Raw genomic sequence first — 16,215 nt, 5'->3', positions numbered from 1 at the left:
GATTAAAGAATGTCAGTTAGAAAATTAAAACCAATCACCCCTGGTCAGCGTTTTAGAGTAGTTAATGGTTTTGACGCCATTACTACTGATAAGCCGGAGAAGAGTTTAATAGCTCCGATTAAAAAGTCAGGTGGTAGAAACAGTCAAGGAAAAATGACCATGCGCTATAAAGGTGGTGGTCACAAAAGACGTTACAGAATTATCGATTTTAAACGTGACAAGCATGGAGTTCCTGCTACAGTTGCGTCTATAGAATATGATCCTAACAGAACGGCTTTTATCGCTCTTTTGAATTATCAAGATGGTGAGAAAAGATATGTAATTGCTCAAAATGGTCTTCAGGTAGATCAGAACATTGTTTCTGACGCTGAAACTGCTGCTCCAAATATTGGAAATGCAATGCCACTTTCTGCAGTGCCGTTAGGAACTGTTATTTCTTGTATAGAATTACGTCCTGGGCAAGGAGCTGTTATGGCTCGTAGTGCAGGTGCTTTTGCTCAATTAGTAGCAAAAGAGGGTAAGTACGCAACTATTAAACTTCCTTCAGGAGAAATTAGAAGGGTGTTAGTAACTTGTATGGCTACTATAGGAGCTATCTCGAATAGTGATCATCAATTAATTGTATCTGGTAAAGCAGGTAGAAGTAGATGGTTGGGTAGAAGACCAAGAACAAGACCAGTAGTGATGAATCCTGTGGATCACCCAATGGGTGGTGGTGAAGGAAAATCTTCTGGAGGTCACCCACGTTCTAGAAAAGGTATACCTGCAAAAGGTTATAGAACCCGATCTAAGACGAAAGCGAGTAATAAGTATATTGTAGAACGTAGAAAGAAATAATAAGATATGGCACGTTCATTAAAAAAAGGACCTTACGTTCACTATAAGTTAGAAAAGAAAGTTGCTACCAATGTAGAAGCTGGAAAAAAGACGGTAATCAAGACTTGGTCTAGAGCCTCTATGATAACTCCAGATTTCGTTGGGCAAACTATCGCTGTACATAATGGGAAACAATTTGTTCCTGTTTATGTAACAGAGAATATGGTAGGACACAAATTAGGAGAATTTTCACCAACTAGATCTTTTAGAGGTCACGTAGGTGCGAAAAATAAAGGTAAAAGATAACTGAAGCTATGGGAGTTCGTAAAAGAGAAAAAGCAGATCAGACAAAAGAGGCTAAAAAGCTAGTAGCTTTTGCAAAACTGAATAACTGCCCTACTTCGCCAAGAAAAATGCGATTAGTTGCAGATTTAGTTCGAGGTGAAAAAGTAGAAAGAGCGCTTCATGTGTTGAGATTTAGCTCTAAGGAAGCATCACGTAGATTGGAGAAATTACTTCTTTCTGCTATTGCTAACTGGCAAGCAAAAAATGAAGATGCTAACATTGAGGAGGCAGATTTATTTGTAAAAGAGATACGCGTAGACGGTGGGAGTATGTTGAAGAGACTTCGTCCTGCACCACAAGGTCGCGCACACAGAATTAGAAAACGTTCCAACCACGTTACAATTGTGATTGGTGACAATAAAAATACACAAAGCTAAGAGTATGGGACAGAAAACAAATCCAATCGGGAATCGCCTTGGTATCATTAGAGGATGGGAATCCAACTGGTACGGAGGAAATGACTACGGCGATAAATTAGCCGAAGACGATAAGATTAGAAAGTATATCCATGCTCGTTTATCAAAAGCGAGTGTATCTAGAGTAATTATCGAGCGTACTCTTAAACTTGTAACCGTTACTATCACTACTGCAAGACCTGGTATCATTATCGGGAAAGGTGGACAAGAGGTAGACAAGTTGAAAGAAGAGCTTAAGAAAATTACTGACAAAGAAGTTCAAATTAACATCTTTGAAATTAAAAGACCAGAATTAGATGCTCACTTAGTAGGTTCTAGTGTTGCTAGACAAATTGAGAATCGTATTTCTTACCGTCGTGCTATCAAAATGGCTATTGCAGCCGCTATGAGAATGAATGCTGAAGGTATTAAAATACAAATTTCAGGTCGTTTGAACGGAGCAGAGATGGCTCGTTCAGAACATTACAAAGATGGAAGAATTCCTTTGTCGACTTTTAGAGCCGATATTGATTATGCTTTAGTTGAGGCACATACTACTTATGGTAGGCTTGGTGTTAAAGTATGGATCATGAAAGGTGAGGTTTACGGAAAAAGAGAGCTTTCCCCACTTGTTGGTATGACTACCAAGAAACCAGGAGGAAAATCCGGACCAGCACGAGGAGGTAACAACAAACCACGTCGTAGAAAGTAATTTTTTAAAGAAACAAAAATGTTACAGCCTAAAAGAACAAAATATCGTAAGATGCAAAAGGGCCGTATGAAAGGAAACTCTCAAAGAGGGCATAGACTTTCAAACGGAACATTCGGGATCAAATCATTGGACTCAAGTTTCCTTACTGCACGTCAAATAGAAGCAGCTCGTATAGCCGCTACCCGTTTTATGAAAAGAGAAGGTTCGTTATGGATTAAAATTTTTCCAGACAAGCCTATTACAAAGAAACCTCTTGAAGTACGTATGGGTAAAGGTAAGGGTGCTGTGGAATATTGGGCAGCAGTTGTAAAACCAGGAAGAATCTTATTTGAAATAGGAGGAGTTCCTTATGATGTTGCAAAAGAAGCATTGCGTCTTGCAGCACAGAAATTGCCTGTGAAAACTAAGTTTATTGTAGCTAGAGATTATCAAGCTTAATTTAGAGAAGTTATGAAACAATCAGAAGTAAGAGAATCATCTGTTGCAGATTTACAAGAAGAACTTAGTAAGTCCAGAAAAGCATATTCAGATTTAAAAATGGCTCACGCAGTTTCGCCATTGGAGAACCCAATACAACTACGAGTTGTAAGAAAATCTATAGCGAGAATTGCTACAGAGTTAACTAAAAGAGAACAACAACAATAAGTGTTATTCTGCTGAAAGATGGAAAAAAGAAATTTAAGAAAAGAGCGTATAGGTGTAGTTACCAGTAACAAAATGCAGAAATCCATAGTGGTTGCTGAAGTTAAAAAGGTAAAACATCCCATGTATGGTAAGTTCGTTTTAAAAACGAAAAAATACGTGGCTCACGACGAAACAAATGACTGCAACATTGGAGATACAGTAAAAATAATGGAGACTCGTCCATTGAGTAAATCTAAATGTTGGAGATTAATAGAAATTATAGAAAGAGCTAAGTAAAATGGTACAACAAGAGTCTAGATTAAGAGTAGCAGATAATACCGGGGCAAAAGAAGTTTTGACTATAAGAGTATTAGGAGGTACAAAAAGAAGATACGCTTCTGTTGGAGACAAAATAGTTGTCAGCGTTAAAGAAGCTACACCTAATGGAAACATTAAGAAGGGTGCAGTTTCAACGGCAGTTGTTGTTCGTACCAAGAAAGAAGTGCGTAGACCAGATGGATCATATATCCGTTTTGATGATAACGCATGTGTTCTTCTAAACCCAACTGGCGAAATGCGCGGTACTCGTGTATTTGGTCCAGTAGCACGTGAACTTCGTGATAAACAATTCATGAAGATTGTATCATTAGCACCAGAGGTGCTTTAATACATTGAAATAATGACAAAGCTGAAAATAAAATCTGGAGATACAGTTAGACTTATTGCCGGAGACCATAAAGGTCAAGAAGGAAAAGTTCAAAAAATTCTTCGAGATAAAAATAAAGCAATTGTGGAAGGTGTAAATATGGTCTCAAAACATGAGAAGCCAAGTGCATCTAACCCACAAGGAGGGATAGTTAAGAAGGAAGCAGCTATCCATTTATCGAACTTATCTTTAATCGATAAAAAGGGAGATACTACCCGTATTGGTTATAGAATGGAAGATGGGAAGAAAGTTAGATTTTCCAAAAAATCAAATGAAGTAATTTAGTTATGGCATACGTACCAAGACTTAAACAAGAGTATAAAGACAGAGTAGTGTCTTCTCTTACAGAAGAATTCAGTTACTCTAACATCATGCAGGTTCCAAAACTACAAAAGATAGTTTTAAGCCGTGGAGTTGGAGCAGCTGTTGCAGATAAGAAACTTATTGACCATGCAGTAGAAGAATTAACTACGATCACTGGTCAAAAAGCGGTATCAACCATTTCTAAAAAGGATGTTGCTTCTTTTAAATTACGTAAAGGAATGCCAATTGGGGCAAAAGTTACTTTACGTGGAGAGAGAATGTACGAATTCTTAGATCGTTTTATCACATCTGCCCTTCCAAGGGTTCGTGATTTTAATGGTATTAAAGCTACAGGTTTTGATGGTAGAGGTAATTATAACTTAGGTATAACTGAGCAAATTATTTTTCCAGAGATCGATATTGATAAAGTGAATAAAATTTCAGGAATGGATATCACTTTTGTAACTTCCGCGCCAACAGACAAGGAAGCAAAATCATTGCTAACGGAACTAGGTTTACCCTTTAAAAAGAATTAAGATATGGCTAAAGAATCAATGAAAGCCCGTGAGGTAAAGAGACAAGCAGTTGTGAAGAAATATGCTGAGAAACGCAAAGCTTTGAAAGAAGCTGGTGATTTTGAAGGTTTACAAAAACTTCCTAAGAATGCCTCTCCAGTTCGTTTGCACAATCGTTGTAAATTAACAGGAAGACCTAAAGGATACATGAGACAATTTGGTCTTTCTCGAGTTATGTTTAGAGAAATGGCTAACCAGGGATTAATTCCAGGAGTAAGAAAAGCTAGTTGGTAATATTATAAATTGATGAAAGGTTCATCCCGATAGTTGTCGTGGAATGAAAACCGTTATCGTAAAATGAAAAAATGACTACAGATCCAGTTGCAGATTATTTAACAAGAATTAGAAATGCGGTAGCAGCTCACCACAGAGTGGTTGAGATACCAGCATCTAATCTTAAAAAGGAGATCACTAAAATATTATTCGATCAAGGATATATTCTTAGTTACAAGTTTGAAGATGCTACCGCTCAAGGTACTATCAAGATAGCTCTTAAGTACGACAAGCTTACTAAAGACCCGGTAATTAAGAACATTCAACGAATAAGTAAACCCGGTTTACGTAAATACGCTGGAGCAAATGAATTGCCACGTATCTTAAACGGTCTTGGTATTGCTATCGTTTCTACTTCTCACGGAGTAATGACAGGTAGACAAGCTCAAGCTGAAAAAGTTGGTGGTGAAGTTTTATGCTACGTTTACTAATACTTAAAGACTTAAGAAATGTCAAGAATAGGTAAAAGCCCAATCACGATTCCAGAAGGTATTACAGTAAGCCTTAAAGACGGGTTTGTGACGGTAAAAGGAAAATTGGGAGAATTAACTCAAGAAATTAAAGACATCGATGTGAAAATTGAAGATGATTTGATTACTTTTGAGCGCTCTTCAGATAAGAAGGACCAAAAAGCAAAGCACGGTTTGTACCGTTCTTTGGTAAATAATATGATTGAAGGAGTATCTAAAGGTTTCACGAAGGAATTGGAATTGGTAGGAGTAGGTTATCGTGCTTCCAACCAAGGACAAAAATTGGAACTTGCTGTTGGATTCTCTCATAATATTGTTTTTGAACTAGCACCAGAGGTGAAGGTAGAGACTGTTTCAGATAAAGGGAAAAACCCAATCGTGAAATTGTTTTCTCATGATAAACAATTGGTTGGTCAAATAGCAGCTAAAATTCGTTCCTTCCGTGCTCCAGAGCCGTATAAAGGGAAAGGAATTAAGTTTGTAGGAGAACAATTAAGAAGAAAAGCTGGTAAATCAGCTTAATAAAGTGTAGATATGGCATTTTCAAAACAAGCAAGAAGAACAAAGATTAAGAAGAGGATCCGTAAAGATATTACGGGAACCCAAAGTCGCCCAAGATTGGCTGTATTTAGAAGTAATAAAGAAATTTATGCTCAAATAGTAGACGATGTAGAAGGTAAAACTTTGGTTGCCGCTTCTTCTAGAGATAAAGACGTAACTGGATCTGATAGTAATAAATTAGATAAAGCTGCCTTAGTTGGTAAAGCTTTAGCAGAAAAAGCGTTAAAGGCCGGAATAGATTCGATCTCTTTTGATAGAGGTGGTTATTTATATCACGGAAGAGTTAAATCATTGGCAGATGGTGCTCGTGAAGGAGGACTAAAATTCTAATAAGATATGTATCAAGATTATAAAAATGTAGAACTTGTAAAACCAGCAGGTCTTGAATTGAAAGATCGTTTGGTTGGTGTACAACGTGTTACAAAAGTTACAAAAGGTGGTAGAGCATTTGGATTTTCTGCTATCGTAGTTGTAGGTGATGAGAATGGAGTAGTAGGTCAAGGTTTAGGGAAATCTAAAGACGTTGCTAGTGCAATCGCAAAATCTATAGAGGATGCCAAAAAGAATTTGGTAAGAATTCCTATTTATAAAGGATCTATTCCTCATGAGCAAAAAGGTAAATATGGTGGAGCAAGGGTTTTATTGATCCCTGCTGCAACTGGTACCGGAGTAATAGCTGGTGGTGCAATACGCGCCGTATTGGAGGCTGTTGGTGTACATGATGTACTTTCAAAAAACCAAGGATCTTCAAACCCGCATAACGTTGTAAAAGCAACATTTGATGCCCTATTGCAATTGCGTAGTGCTCAAACTGTAGCAAAACAACGTGGTATTACATTAGACAAAGTTTTTAAAGGATAATACAAGGACAAGATGGCAAAGATATATGTAAAGCAGGTTAAAAGTGCAATTAGACGTACTGCAAACCAGAAACGTACTTTAGAAGCACTTGGTTTAAGAAAACTTAACCAAGTTGTAGAGCACGAGAACACACCAAACATCCTTGGTATGGTAAATAAAGTTCAACACTTAGTTTCTGTAGCGGAAACAAAATAATAAACTCACATGGATTTAAGTAACTTAAGACCTGCAAAAGGTTCAGTTCAAAATAACAGTAAACGTGTAGGTAGAGGAGAAGGATCCGGTAAAGGGGGAACAGCTACCCGTGGACATAAGGGAGCTAAATCTCGTTCTGGTTACTCTAGAAAGATAGGTTTTGAAGGTGGGCAAATGCCACTTCAGCGTAGAGTTCCTAAATTCGGTTTTACTAACATTAACCGTAAAGATTATCAAGGTATCAACCTAGATACTCTCCAAGGGCTTGTAGATAACGGTCGTATTAAAGACACTGTAGATATGCAAGTTTTGGTTGAAAATGGACTGGCTCGTAAAAACGAATTAGTAAAGATATTAGGTAGAGGGGAATTAAAAGCAACGTTGAAAATATCTGTTCATAAATTTACTGCCTCAGCCAAGGAAGCTATCGAAGCTGCCGGAGGAGAAGTAGTTACTTTATAATAGATATACTATGAAATTTATCAATACTATAAAAAATATTTGGAAAATTGAGGAGCTAAAAAATAGAATTTTAGTGACCCTTGGTTTGTTATTGGTATACCGTTTTGGTGCGCAGGTTGTGCTTCCTGGAATAGATGCTTCACAGTTATCTAATTTAGCTAGTCAAACTGAGAGTGGGCTTTTGGGTTTACTTAACGCATTTACTGGTGGTGCCTTTTCTAACGCTTCAGTTTTTGCATTAGGAATCATGCCTTACATTTCTGCTTCCATTGTGGTGCAGTTAATGGGTATCGCAGTTCCTTATTTGCAGAAACTTCAGAAAGAAGGTGAAAGTGGAAGAAGAAGGATTAATCAAATAACAAGATGGTTAACAATAGCTATTACCCTGGTTCAAGGACCTGGTTATATCTATAACTTGTTTGCTACCTTACCTCAAAGTGCCTTTTTATTGGGTAATACTGTAACTTTTGTTGCATCCTCGGTAATAATTCTTACTACAGGAACTATCTTTGCAATGTGGTTAGGTGAGAAAATTACCGATAAGGGTATAGGAAATGGTATTTCCTTATTAATTATGGTTGGTATCATAGCAACTTTACCTCAAGCTTTTATTCAGGAATTTGCTTCCAGAGTATTTGAGTCTAATGGTGGATTAGTTATGATCCTTATAGAATTGGTAATTTGGTTCGCTATTATAATGGCTTGTATCATGTTAGTCATGGGAGTTAGGCAGATAGCGGTACAGTATGCGCGAAGAACGGCATCTGGAGGATATGAGAAGAATGTGTTTGGATCAAGACAATACATTCCGCTTAAATTAAATGCTTCTGGAGTTATGCCAATTATCTTTGCTCAAGCAATAATGTTTATACCGGCTGCGGTAGCGGGACTTTCTGATGGAGAGACTTCGCAAGGAGTTGCAGCTGCGTTTAGTGATATATTTGGTTTTTGGTACAACTTAGTATTTGCCTTGTTAATTATAGTATTTACATACTTTTATACGGCAATTACAGTGCCTACTAATAAAATGGCTGATGATCTTAAGAGAAGTGGTGGATTTATTCCTGGAATTAGACCAGGTGGAGACACAGCGGAATACTTAGATAGAATCATGTCTCAGATAACCCTTCCGGGTTCAATATTCCTCGCTCTTATAGCAGTGTTCCCTGCTATAGTGTATCAACTGTTGGGTGTACAACAGGGATGGGCATTGTTCTTTGGAGGTACCTCTCTATTAATTATGGTGGGGGTTGCGATTGATACTATGCAGCAAGTAAATTCTTATTTGTTGAATAGACATTATGATGGTTTGATGAAAACCGGAAAAAATAGAAAAGCAGTAGCGTAACTATGGCAAAACAATCAGCAATAGAACAAGACGGAACAATTATAGAAGCATTATCAAATGCTATGTTTCGTGTGGAACTTGAGAACGGACACGTAGTGACCGCTCATATTTCGGGAAAGATGCGTATGCATTACATTAAATTATTACCCGGAGATAAAGTGAAATTAGAAATGAGTCCTTACGATTTATCTAAGGCTCGAATAACTTACAGATACTAATTAAGATGAAAGTAAGAGCATCAGTTAAAAAAAGAAGTGCCGACTGCAAAATAGTACGCAGAAAAGGTAGACTTTACGTGATTAACAAAAAGAATCCAAAATTTAAACAAAGACAAGGTTAAGTTATGGCTAGAATTGCAGGTGTTGATATACCAAAACAAAAACGCGGAGTTATAGCATTGACCTATATCTTCGGAATTGGCAAAAGTAGGGCTGAAAGAATCCTGAAGGAAGCTGATGTAGATGAGAGTATAAAAGTTTCAGATTGGGACGATGACCAGATTGGTAGAATTCGTGAAGCTGTTGGAACTTTTAAAATTGAAGGTGAATTACGTTCAGAAGTACAAATGAGTATCAAACGTCTTATGGATATAGGATGTTACCGTGGTGTGCGTCATAGATCTGGTCTTCCATTAAGAGGACAAAGAACTAAGAACAATTCAAGAACCAGAAAAGGTAGAAGAAAAACAGTTGCTAATAAGAAGAAAGCAACTAAATAATAAGTAAGATGGCAAAAACTCAAAAAACTGCTCAAAAGAAACGTAAAGTAATCGTTGAGTCTAATGGAGAAGCGCATATTACTGCTTCTTTTAATAATATCATTATTTCTTTAACAAATAAAAAAGGAGATCTTATTTCTTGGTCATCTGCCGGTAAAATGGGTTTTAGAGGATCTAAGAAAAACACTCCTTATGCTGCTCAATTAGCTGCGGAAGATGCATCGAAAGTTGCACATGAAGCTGGTTTAAGAAAAGTTAAAGTATATGTTAAAGGACCAGGAAATGGTAGAGAATCTGCTATGCGTTCTATACATAATGCAGGAATTGAAGTAACAGAAATTATAGATGTTACTCCATTGCCACACAATGGATGTAGACCTCCAAAAAGACGTAGAGTTTAATTAATTATTAAGTATAAACGGGAACGCAATAAGATTATCGAAGGACAGTGACCTTAATTCATAATCGCATTCTCACAAAAAACAATTTTCAATGGCAAGATATACTGGTCCAAAGACTAAAATAGCGCGTAAATTTGGCGAGGCTATATTCGGAGATGATAAGTCTTTCGAAAAAAGAAATTACCCTCCGGGACAACATGGTAACAACCGTAGAAGAGGTAAAAAATCTGAATATGCAATCCAATTAATGGAGAAGCAAAAAGCAAAATATACTTATGGTGTATTAGAGCGTCAGTTCAGAAACATGTTTGAAAAAGCAACCAGATCAACCGGAATTACGGGTGAGGTTCTTTTACAATTATGTGAATCTAGATTAGATAATGTAGTTTACAGAATGGGAGTTTCTCCTTCAAGAAGTGGTGCGAGACAATTAGTTTCTCACAGACATATTACTGTAAACGGTGATGTTTTAAACGTCCCATCTTACCAAGTGAAGCCAGGAGATGTAATTGCGGTAAGAGAGAAATCTAAATCTTTAGAAGCGATCACTAATTCGCTAGCAAATTCAAGTGCCACTTACGAGTGGATGACCTGGAATAATGAAACTAAGCAAGGAACGTTTGTATCTGTTCCTGCAAGAGTACAAATTCCAGAAAATATAAATGAACAATTCATAGTCGAATTATATTCGAAATAATAATTCACAGAAGTCGTAATATGGCAATACTAAATTTTCAGAAGCCCGATAAAGTTATAATGATTGATTCCACCGAATTCGAAGGGAAGTTTGAGTTTCGCCCTTTGGAACCAGGATATGGATTAACTGTTGGTAACGCTTTAAGGAGAGTACTGTTATCATCTTTAGAAGGATTCGCAATAACTTCAGTTCGCATTGAAGGAGTTGATCACGAATTCTCTACTATCCCTGGGGTAGTAGAAGATGTTACAGAAATTATATTAAACCTAAAACAAGTAAGGTTTAAAAGGCAAATTGATGAAATAGACAATGAAGCCGTTACAATTTCTGTTTCTGGACAAGAGCAGCTTACAGCCGGTCATTTCCAAAAATTTATCTCTGGTTTCCAGATCCTAAATCCAGATTTAGTGATTTGTAACCTTGATAAAAAAGTGAGTTTCAATATGGAGCTTTCAGTGGAAAAAGGTCGTGGGTATGTTCCTGCAGAAGAAAACAAAAAAGCAAATGCACCTTTAGGTACTATTTTTACAGATTCGGTTTACACACCAATCAAAAACGTAAAATATAGCATCGAGAACTTTCGTGTAGAGCAAAAAACCGATTACGAAAAATTGGTTTTTGAAATAATCTCGGACGGTTCTATTCATCCTAAGGATGCATTAACAGAAGCTGCAAAAACTTTGATCCACCATTTCATGTTGTTCTCTGATGAGCGTATTACGCTAGAGGCAGATGAGATAGCTCAAACTGAAACTTATGATGAAGAATCTCTTCACATGAGACAGTTGCTAAAAACCAAATTGGTAGATATGGATCTTTCTGTTAGAGCACTTAACTGTTTGAAGGCTGCTGAAGTTGATACCTTGGGTGATTTAGTATCCTACAACAAAAATGACTTGATGAAGTTCCGTAATTTCGGGAAGAAATCTTTAACCGAGCTTGAAGAGCTTGTGAACAATAAAGGTTTAAACTTTGGAATGGATCTTTCAAAATATAAATTGGATAAAGACTAGTACGATCCTTTACAGGAAATCTTAGTCTAAAAGAGAATAGTAATGAGACACGGAAAAAAAATAAATCATTTAGGAAGAAAAACGGCACACCGTAAGTCTATGTTGGCTAACATGGCGTGTTCCCTAATTGAGCATAAACGTATAAATACTACTGTAGCTAAAGCAAAAGCTTTAAAGCAGTTCGTAGAGCCTTTGATCACAAAATCTAAGGAAGATACAACTCACAATAGAAGATTGGTTTTCGCTAAACTTCGCCAGAAAGATTTCGTAGCAGAATTGTTCCGAGATGTTGCTCCTAAAATAGGTGACCGTCCAGGTGGTTATACAAGAATTATCAAATTAGGTAATAGACTTGGTGATAACGCGGATATGGCAATGATAGAATTAGTTGATTACAACGAGATCTACAACCTTACGAAGCCAGAGAAGAAAAAATCTACTCGTAGAGCTGGTAAAAAGAAAGATACAGAAGCAACTACAGCAAAAGCTGAAACTAAAACTTCTGAAAAGAAAGCTGATAAAAAAGACGATAAAAAAGAAGACTAATAATGATTCTTTTCTAATCAAATTTATAAAAAGGGATAAGCCATTAAGGTTTATCCCTTTTTTGTTAAACATAAAAAGGGGAATTATATTTTTGGTTGCTACCAATTATTTAATTTTGCCACACGAAGTTAAAAACTAAATAGTACCTGCATATTATTATGAAATATCAAACTAGAAAAAAAGCAATCATTCTCCTGGCAGACGGGACCATTTTTCATGGGAAATCTGTAGGAGATAAAGATGGAAGCGCTGTTGGAGAAGTATGTTTTAATACTGGAATGACAGGATATCAGGAAATCTTTACAGATCCTTCTTATTTTGGTCAATTAATGGTTACAACGAATGCCCATATTGGGAATTATGGGGTAAAAGAGGAAGAGAACGAATCTGATAAAGCCAAGATCTCAGGACTTATTTGTAAAAATTTTAGTTATAATTATTCCCGTCCAGCGGCAGATGGGTCTTTGTCTAGCTTTTTAGATAATAGTGAACTCTTTGCTATATCAGATGTAGATACTAGAGCCTTGGTTGCTTACATCCGAGAGAACGGAGCTATGAATGCAATTATTTCTACAGATGTAGATAATGTAGAAGCACTTAAAGAGCAATTGAAAGCCGTGCCAGATATGAATGGTTTGGAACTGGCTTCTAAAGTATCCACCAAGAAACCATACTTATATGGAAATGAAAATGCTACTTATAGAATAGCAGCATTAGATATTGGTATCAAAAAGAATATCCTTCGTTGTCTTGCGGAAAGAGATGCATATATAAAAGTATTTCCTTTTGACGCTACTTATGAAGAATTGAGTGCATGGAAACCTGATGGATATTTTCTTTCTAATGGGCCAGGCGATCCACAACCACTTAGCGCAGCTATTAATTTGACCAAAACAATATTGGAAAAGAATCATCCTTTATTTGGAATCTGTTTAGGGCATCAAGTAATAGCCATAGCTAACGGTATTTCCACCTATAAGATGCATCATGGGCACCGAGGTATTAACCATCCGGTTCTTAATTTAAAGACTGGGAAAGGGGAGATCACTTCTCAAAATCATGGTTTCTCTGTAGATAGAGCAGAGACCGAAGCGCATCCTAACGTAAATATAACACACGTTTGTATAAATGATAATACAATAGGGGGTATGGAGATCACCAATAAGAATTGTTTTTCAGTTCAATATCATCCAGAAGCTAGTCCTGGGCCTCACGATGCAAGTTATTTATTCGATGAATTCATTGAAAGGATAAAATCTTCTAAAAAATAAAGATTTATCAGTTTTTTTTGTTATAAGCCATAAGATTAATTAAATTTTATGGCTTTTTTGATTGAGATACTGGTTGATTAATTAATATATTCGTTTTTTGGAGTTTATAATATTATTAAATGAACAAATCACTTTTATCAGTTTTTATTTTTTTATTAACCACTACATTATTTTCTCAGATTCTGTATGAAGAAGGATATTATATTGATAAATCTGGTAATAAAGTTGCCGGTTTTATCGAGAATAATGATTGGAACGACAACCCTGTAAGTTTCAATTTTAAAACTGCTAAGGATTCTGAAATACAAATAAAAAATTTTGATGGTGTTTTGGAGTTTGGACTGGAAAATTTACGATTTTCAAAATTTAAGGTGCAAATAGATCTTTCCCGGGATCGTGTAAGAGAGCTTACATCTGAACGTGCACCGCTATTCAGCGAAAAATTTGTGTTTCTTAAATATATCCAAGATGGTAAGGCCGATTTGTTTATGTATCAAGATAACAGTGTGCTTCGTTATTTCTATAGACTGGATGAAGACTCCCCAAAACAGTTGGTTTACAAAAAATTTTTACAGGGAGGAAAAATAGCTGTTAATAATCACTATCAGCAGCAGTTATTTAATGATCTCAATTGTGAAAATAATACAAGTTCAAATGTGAGCAATGTATCTTATAATCGCATAGATCTTGAAAGATATTTCACTAAATATAATAACTGTAAAAATTGGTCCACTTCTTACTATAATAATAACTCTAGTGGGAAGTTTAATTTAAAGGTATTATTAGGAGCAGATTTTACCGGAATGGAGATCGATAATGGGCTGAATGCGGGAGGGGAATCATTTGGCACGGAATTTTTTATTCGTGCTGGTGCAGAACTGGAGTATATTATGCCCTTTAATAGAAATAAGTGGTCTATTTTTATCCAACCGATATATAGAAATTTTATGGCTGAAAGGAATCTCACTAAAAGCTATAATGCAGATTTTTCTATAAGCAGCCAGTCCCTAGAATTAGCATTAGGGTTAAGACACTATATTTTTCTAAATACGTCTACAAAACTATTTATTAATGTTCTGGTGAGCTCGGATCTTCCTCTTAAAACTGAAGTTTCTTTTATGAATACTAACATGATTAAAGACCCTTACCTAGATGAATTTAAATCTGGTACCAGTTTTGGAATTGGAGCTGGATTAGAAGTATTTAATCGGCTAGCCTTAGAGTTGCGGTATAATTCATCTAGAAATTTAAAAGGCTCTAAATATGTTGACAGAATTTATAGTTTAAATTTTGAATCTAGTTATAGTACAACCTCTGTCATTCTTACATACAGTTTACTTTAATGATTTTTCACAACTAGTTGTATGCTATATGTCAAGTTTTTCGAAAACGATATAGTAAAAAATCTGCTGAAATCTGATTCATTTCCTCTGAAAATGAGTCTTGTATTTGTATCTTGTGATCTGATTTCTATAAAAATAAAATTTTAATTATGAGTATAATAATAAACGTTCACGCCCGTCAAATTTTTGATTCCCGTGGAAACCCAACTGTAGAAGTAGATGTATTAACTGAAAATGGTATGCTTGGAAGAGCTGCGGTTCCATCTGGTGCCTCAACTGGTGAGCATGAGGCTGTTGAGCTTCGTGATGGAGGGAAAGCATATATGGGAAAAGGTGTTTCTAAAGCAGTAGAAAATGTAAATAAAATTATTGCTGAAGAACTTCTAGGATTTTCAATTTTCGATCAGAATCTTATAGATAAGGTGATGATAGAGATTGATGGTACTCCAAATAAATCTAATTTAGGAGCAAATGCAATTTTAGGTGTTTCTTTAGCAGTTGCAAAAGCAGCAGCTCAAGAACTTGGTTTGCCTTTATATAGATATATTGGAGGGGTAAGTGCAAATACACTTCCTGTTCCTATGATGAATATTATTAATGGTGGTTCACATAGTGATGCGCCAATTGCATTTCAGGAATTCATGGTAATGCCTGTGAAAGCAAAAAGTTTTACTCATGCCATGCAAATGGGATCAGAGATCTTCCATCATTTAAAAAAGGTATTGCATGATCGTGGTTTAAGTACCGCAGTGGGTGATGAGGGTGGTTTTGCTCCAACCCTTGATGGGACAGAGGATGCTTTAGAAACTATTTTGCTTGCCATTAAAAATGCAGGTTATAAAGGAGGAGATGATGTTATGATCGCTTTAGATTGTGCAGCAGCCGAATTTTACGTGAATGGTAAATACGATTATACGAAATTTGAAGGGGAACAAGGTAAAATAAGAACTAGTGAAGAGCAAGCTACTTATCTAACTGAACTTTCAGAAAAATACCCAATTATCTCTATCGAGGATGGAATGGATGAAAATGACTGGGAAGGATGGAAGTCTTTAACAGAGAAATGTGGAGATAAAGTTCAATTAGTAGGAGATGATCTTTTTGTGACCAACGTAGAACGTTTGTCAAGAGGAATAAAAGAGGGAATTGCAAATTCTATTCTAATTAAAGTGAACCAAATTGGAACTTTAACTGAAACAATTGCAACCGTAAATATGGCGAAGAATGCAGGGTATACGTGCGTAATGTCACATAGGTCTGGAGAAACTGAAGATAATACCATTGCAGATCTTGCAGTTGCATTAAATACAGGTCAAATAAAAACAGGATCGGCTTCAAGAAGTGATAGAATGGCAAAATATAATCAATTATTGAGAATTGAAGAAGAGCTAGAAAGTGTGGCTTATTACCCTCAAATGAATGCTTTTAAGATTTAATCGATTTTGATATTAATGATTTAAAACCCTTTCTTTTATTGAAAGGGTTTTTTTATGACTCTTTTTTCTTAAAAAGCTGCCAAAGTTCTATTCTTAATGAGAAATTCTCTTTAGATTAGGCTCTCTTTTATACGCATATTTCGT

General features: G+C 36.1%; 28 protein-coding genes. All 28 read left to right on the top strand.

Annotated elements, in window-relative coordinates; all coding sequences use genetic code 11:
* Positions 1-9 precede the first annotated feature (9 nt).
* The 28 genes from rplB to eno all read left to right on the top strand — a co-directional run bounded on the left by rplB (position 10) and on the right by eno (position 16,071).
* The gene (gene rplB / locus I130_RS13850) at positions 10-837 is read left to right on the top strand and encodes a 50S ribosomal protein L2 (RefSeq protein WP_034924435.1); all 828 of its coding nucleotides are present in this window, start codon (positions 10-12) and stop codon (positions 835-837) included.
* A gap of 6 nt (positions 838-843) precedes the next feature.
* The gene (gene rpsS, locus I130_RS13845; RefSeq protein ID WP_026839636.1) at positions 844-1,122 is read left to right on the top strand and encodes a 30S ribosomal protein S19; all 279 of its coding nucleotides are present in this window, start codon (positions 844-846) and stop codon (positions 1,120-1,122) included.
* An 8-nt stretch (positions 1,123-1,130) separates the two neighbouring features.
* The gene (gene rplV, locus I130_RS13840; protein ID WP_026839635.1) at positions 1,131-1,538 is read left to right on the top strand and encodes a 50S ribosomal protein L22; all 408 of its coding nucleotides are present in this window, start codon (positions 1,131-1,133) and stop codon (positions 1,536-1,538) included.
* A 4-nt stretch (positions 1,539-1,542) separates the two neighbouring features.
* On the top strand, positions 1,543-2,268 hold the full coding sequence (rpsC, locus tag I130_RS13835) for a 30S ribosomal protein S3 (protein WP_034924434.1): 726 nt from the start codon (positions 1,543-1,545) through the stop codon (positions 2,266-2,268).
* 18 nt (positions 2,269-2,286) lie between these two features.
* Positions 2,287-2,706 (top strand): 50S ribosomal protein L16, encoded by a 420-nt coding sequence (gene rplP, locus I130_RS13830; protein ID WP_026839633.1) that lies wholly within the window; start codon positions 2,287-2,289, stop codon positions 2,704-2,706.
* 12 nt (positions 2,707-2,718) lie between these two features.
* A complete protein-coding gene (rpmC, locus tag I130_RS13825) occupies positions 2,719-2,913 on the top strand; it encodes a 50S ribosomal protein L29 (RefSeq protein WP_034924431.1) in 195 nt (64 codons plus the stop codon).
* Positions 2,914-2,931: 18 nt separating this feature from the next.
* On the top strand, positions 2,932-3,189 hold the full coding sequence (gene rpsQ / locus I130_RS13820) for a 30S ribosomal protein S17 (RefSeq protein WP_010230090.1): 258 nt from the start codon (positions 2,932-2,934) through the stop codon (positions 3,187-3,189).
* Between the two features lies 1 nt (position 3,190).
* Positions 3,191-3,559, top strand: a complete 369-nt coding sequence (gene rplN, locus I130_RS13815; RefSeq protein ID WP_010230087.1) for a 50S ribosomal protein L14 — start codon at positions 3,191-3,193, stop codon at positions 3,557-3,559.
* A gap of 12 nt (positions 3,560-3,571) precedes the next feature.
* Positions 3,572-3,883, top strand: a complete 312-nt coding sequence (rplX, locus tag I130_RS13810; RefSeq protein WP_034924428.1) for a 50S ribosomal protein L24 — start codon at positions 3,572-3,574, stop codon at positions 3,881-3,883.
* Positions 3,884-3,885: 2 nt separating this feature from the next.
* A complete protein-coding gene (rplE, locus tag I130_RS13805) occupies positions 3,886-4,437 on the top strand; it encodes a 50S ribosomal protein L5 (protein ID WP_034924425.1) in 552 nt (183 codons plus the stop codon).
* Between the two features lie 3 nt (positions 4,438-4,440).
* Positions 4,441-4,710 carry a 30S ribosomal protein S14 gene (gene rpsN / locus I130_RS13800; RefSeq protein WP_034924423.1) on the top strand — a complete coding sequence of 90 codons (270 nt, stop codon included), beginning with the start codon at positions 4,441-4,443 and terminating at the stop codon, positions 4,708-4,710.
* 71 nt (positions 4,711-4,781) lie between these two features.
* Positions 4,782-5,180, top strand: a complete 399-nt coding sequence (rpsH, locus tag I130_RS13795) for a 30S ribosomal protein S8 (protein ID WP_034924421.1) — start codon at positions 4,782-4,784, stop codon at positions 5,178-5,180.
* 18 nt (positions 5,181-5,198) lie between these two features.
* A complete protein-coding gene (gene rplF / locus I130_RS13790; protein WP_034924419.1) occupies positions 5,199-5,741 on the top strand; it encodes a 50S ribosomal protein L6 in 543 nt (180 codons plus the stop codon).
* A gap of 12 nt (positions 5,742-5,753) precedes the next feature.
* Positions 5,754-6,110, top strand: a complete 357-nt coding sequence (rplR, locus tag I130_RS13785; protein ID WP_034924417.1) for a 50S ribosomal protein L18 — start codon at positions 5,754-5,756, stop codon at positions 6,108-6,110.
* 6 nt (positions 6,111-6,116) lie between these two features.
* Positions 6,117-6,641, top strand: coding sequence for a 30S ribosomal protein S5 (gene rpsE, locus I130_RS13780; protein WP_026839625.1), 525 nt, complete (start codon positions 6,117-6,119; stop codon positions 6,639-6,641).
* Positions 6,642-6,653: 12 nt separating this feature from the next.
* A complete protein-coding gene (rpmD, locus tag I130_RS13775) occupies positions 6,654-6,836 on the top strand; it encodes a 50S ribosomal protein L30 (RefSeq protein ID WP_034924415.1) in 183 nt (60 codons plus the stop codon).
* 9 nt (positions 6,837-6,845) lie between these two features.
* On the top strand, positions 6,846-7,298 hold the full coding sequence (gene rplO, locus I130_RS13770) for a 50S ribosomal protein L15 (protein WP_034924413.1): 453 nt from the start codon (positions 6,846-6,848) through the stop codon (positions 7,296-7,298).
* Positions 7,299-7,308: 10 nt separating this feature from the next.
* Positions 7,309-8,646, top strand: a complete 1,338-nt coding sequence (gene secY / locus I130_RS13765; protein WP_034924411.1) for a preprotein translocase subunit SecY — start codon at positions 7,309-7,311, stop codon at positions 8,644-8,646.
* 2 nt (positions 8,647-8,648) lie between these two features.
* On the top strand, positions 8,649-8,864 hold the full coding sequence (infA, locus tag I130_RS13760; protein WP_006988529.1) for a translation initiation factor IF-1: 216 nt from the start codon (positions 8,649-8,651) through the stop codon (positions 8,862-8,864).
* Between the two features lie 5 nt (positions 8,865-8,869).
* Complete coding sequence (gene ykgO, locus I130_RS16510) at positions 8,870-8,986, top strand: type B 50S ribosomal protein L36 (RefSeq protein WP_009779203.1); 117 nt, start codon at positions 8,870-8,872, stop codon at positions 8,984-8,986.
* A gap of 3 nt (positions 8,987-8,989) precedes the next feature.
* Entirely contained in the window at positions 8,990-9,364 is a 375-nt protein-coding gene (gene rpsM / locus I130_RS13755) for a 30S ribosomal protein S13 (RefSeq protein WP_026839621.1), read from the top strand.
* A gap of 8 nt (positions 9,365-9,372) precedes the next feature.
* Positions 9,373-9,765, top strand: coding sequence for a 30S ribosomal protein S11 (gene rpsK / locus I130_RS13750; protein WP_034924409.1), 393 nt, complete (start codon positions 9,373-9,375; stop codon positions 9,763-9,765).
* A gap of 91 nt (positions 9,766-9,856) precedes the next feature.
* Positions 9,857-10,462: a 30S ribosomal protein S4 gene (gene rpsD / locus I130_RS13745; RefSeq protein ID WP_034924407.1), complete on the top strand. Its 606-nt coding sequence runs from the start codon at positions 9,857-9,859 to the stop codon at positions 10,460-10,462.
* Between the two features lie 20 nt (positions 10,463-10,482).
* The gene (locus I130_RS13740; RefSeq protein ID WP_010230049.1) at positions 10,483-11,475 is read left to right on the top strand and encodes a DNA-directed RNA polymerase subunit alpha; all 993 of its coding nucleotides are present in this window, start codon (positions 10,483-10,485) and stop codon (positions 11,473-11,475) included.
* A gap of 42 nt (positions 11,476-11,517) precedes the next feature.
* Positions 11,518-12,021, top strand: coding sequence for a 50S ribosomal protein L17 (rplQ, locus tag I130_RS13735; RefSeq protein ID WP_034924404.1), 504 nt, complete (start codon positions 11,518-11,520; stop codon positions 12,019-12,021).
* A gap of 158 nt (positions 12,022-12,179) precedes the next feature.
* On the top strand, positions 12,180-13,292 hold the full coding sequence (carA, locus tag I130_RS13730; RefSeq protein WP_034924402.1) for a glutamine-hydrolyzing carbamoyl-phosphate synthase small subunit: 1,113 nt from the start codon (positions 12,180-12,182) through the stop codon (positions 13,290-13,292).
* Positions 13,293-13,411: 119 nt separating this feature from the next.
* Positions 13,412-14,635: a hypothetical protein gene (locus tag I130_RS13725; RefSeq protein ID WP_034924399.1), complete on the top strand. Its 1,224-nt coding sequence runs from the start codon at positions 13,412-13,414 to the stop codon at positions 14,633-14,635.
* 149 nt (positions 14,636-14,784) lie between these two features.
* A complete protein-coding gene (gene eno / locus I130_RS13720; RefSeq protein WP_034924397.1) occupies positions 14,785-16,071 on the top strand; it encodes a phosphopyruvate hydratase in 1,287 nt (428 codons plus the stop codon).
* Positions 16,072-16,215 lie beyond the last annotated feature (144 nt).

Source organism: Gillisia sp. CAL575, from assembly GCF_000403785.1.
In the GTDB taxonomy this organism is placed as follows: domain Bacteria; phylum Bacteroidota; class Bacteroidia; order Flavobacteriales; family Flavobacteriaceae; genus Gillisia.
This window is presented reverse-complemented; position numbering and strand designations above follow the sequence as displayed.

Excerpts from the sequence above, each read along its gene's own strand:
- I130_RS13725 (WP_034924399.1), top strand. The coding sequence starts at position 13,412 with ATGAACAAATCACTTTTATCAGTTTTTATTTTTTTATTAACCACTACA.
- rpsS (WP_026839636.1), top strand. The coding sequence starts at position 844 with ATGGCACGTTCATTAAAAAAAGGACCTTACGTTCACTATAAGTTAGAA.
- rpsM (WP_026839621.1), top strand. The coding sequence starts at position 8,990 with ATGGCTAGAATTGCAGGTGTTGATATACCAAAACAAAAACGCGGAGTT.
- rpmD (WP_034924415.1), top strand. The coding sequence starts at position 6,654 with ATGGCAAAGATATATGTAAAGCAGGTTAAAAGTGCAATTAGACGTACT.
- carA (WP_034924402.1), top strand. The coding sequence starts at position 12,180 with ATGAAATATCAAACTAGAAAAAAAGCAATCATTCTCCTGGCAGACGGG.
- rpsQ (WP_010230090.1), top strand. The coding sequence starts at position 2,932 with ATGGAAAAAAGAAATTTAAGAAAAGAGCGTATAGGTGTAGTTACCAGT.
- rplO (WP_034924413.1), top strand. The coding sequence starts at position 6,846 with ATGGATTTAAGTAACTTAAGACCTGCAAAAGGTTCAGTTCAAAATAAC.
- rplF (WP_034924419.1), top strand. The coding sequence starts at position 5,199 with ATGTCAAGAATAGGTAAAAGCCCAATCACGATTCCAGAAGGTATTACA.
- rplQ (WP_034924404.1), top strand. The coding sequence starts at position 11,518 with ATGAGACACGGAAAAAAAATAAATCATTTAGGAAGAAAAACGGCACAC.
- infA (WP_006988529.1), top strand. The coding sequence starts at position 8,649 with ATGGCAAAACAATCAGCAATAGAACAAGACGGAACAATTATAGAAGCA.
- rplR (WP_034924417.1), top strand. The coding sequence starts at position 5,754 with ATGGCATTTTCAAAACAAGCAAGAAGAACAAAGATTAAGAAGAGGATC.
- secY (WP_034924411.1), top strand. The coding sequence starts at position 7,309 with ATGAAATTTATCAATACTATAAAAAATATTTGGAAAATTGAGGAGCTA.
- rpsH (WP_034924421.1), top strand. The coding sequence starts at position 4,782 with ATGACTACAGATCCAGTTGCAGATTATTTAACAAGAATTAGAAATGCG.
- rplX (WP_034924428.1), top strand. The coding sequence starts at position 3,572 with ATGACAAAGCTGAAAATAAAATCTGGAGATACAGTTAGACTTATTGCC.
- rplN (WP_010230087.1), top strand. The coding sequence starts at position 3,191 with ATGGTACAACAAGAGTCTAGATTAAGAGTAGCAGATAATACCGGGGCA.
- rplV (WP_026839635.1), top strand. The coding sequence starts at position 1,131 with ATGGGAGTTCGTAAAAGAGAAAAAGCAGATCAGACAAAAGAGGCTAAA.
- rpsK (WP_034924409.1), top strand. The coding sequence starts at position 9,373 with ATGGCAAAAACTCAAAAAACTGCTCAAAAGAAACGTAAAGTAATCGTT.
- rpsE (WP_026839625.1), top strand. The coding sequence starts at position 6,117 with ATGTATCAAGATTATAAAAATGTAGAACTTGTAAAACCAGCAGGTCTT.
- ykgO (WP_009779203.1), top strand. The coding sequence starts at position 8,870 with ATGAAAGTAAGAGCATCAGTTAAAAAAAGAAGTGCCGACTGCAAAATA.
- rpsD (WP_034924407.1), top strand. The coding sequence starts at position 9,857 with ATGGCAAGATATACTGGTCCAAAGACTAAAATAGCGCGTAAATTTGGC.
- eno (WP_034924397.1), top strand. The coding sequence starts at position 14,785 with ATGAGTATAATAATAAACGTTCACGCCCGTCAAATTTTTGATTCCCGT.
- rplB (WP_034924435.1), top strand. The coding sequence starts at position 10 with ATGTCAGTTAGAAAATTAAAACCAATCACCCCTGGTCAGCGTTTTAGA.
- rplP (WP_026839633.1), top strand. The coding sequence starts at position 2,287 with ATGTTACAGCCTAAAAGAACAAAATATCGTAAGATGCAAAAGGGCCGT.
- rpsC (WP_034924434.1), top strand. The coding sequence starts at position 1,543 with ATGGGACAGAAAACAAATCCAATCGGGAATCGCCTTGGTATCATTAGA.
- rpmC (WP_034924431.1), top strand. The coding sequence starts at position 2,719 with ATGAAACAATCAGAAGTAAGAGAATCATCTGTTGCAGATTTACAAGAA.
- I130_RS13740 (WP_010230049.1), top strand. The coding sequence starts at position 10,483 with ATGGCAATACTAAATTTTCAGAAGCCCGATAAAGTTATAATGATTGAT.
- rpsN (WP_034924423.1), top strand. The coding sequence starts at position 4,441 with ATGGCTAAAGAATCAATGAAAGCCCGTGAGGTAAAGAGACAAGCAGTT.
- rplE (WP_034924425.1), top strand. The coding sequence starts at position 3,886 with ATGGCATACGTACCAAGACTTAAACAAGAGTATAAAGACAGAGTAGTG.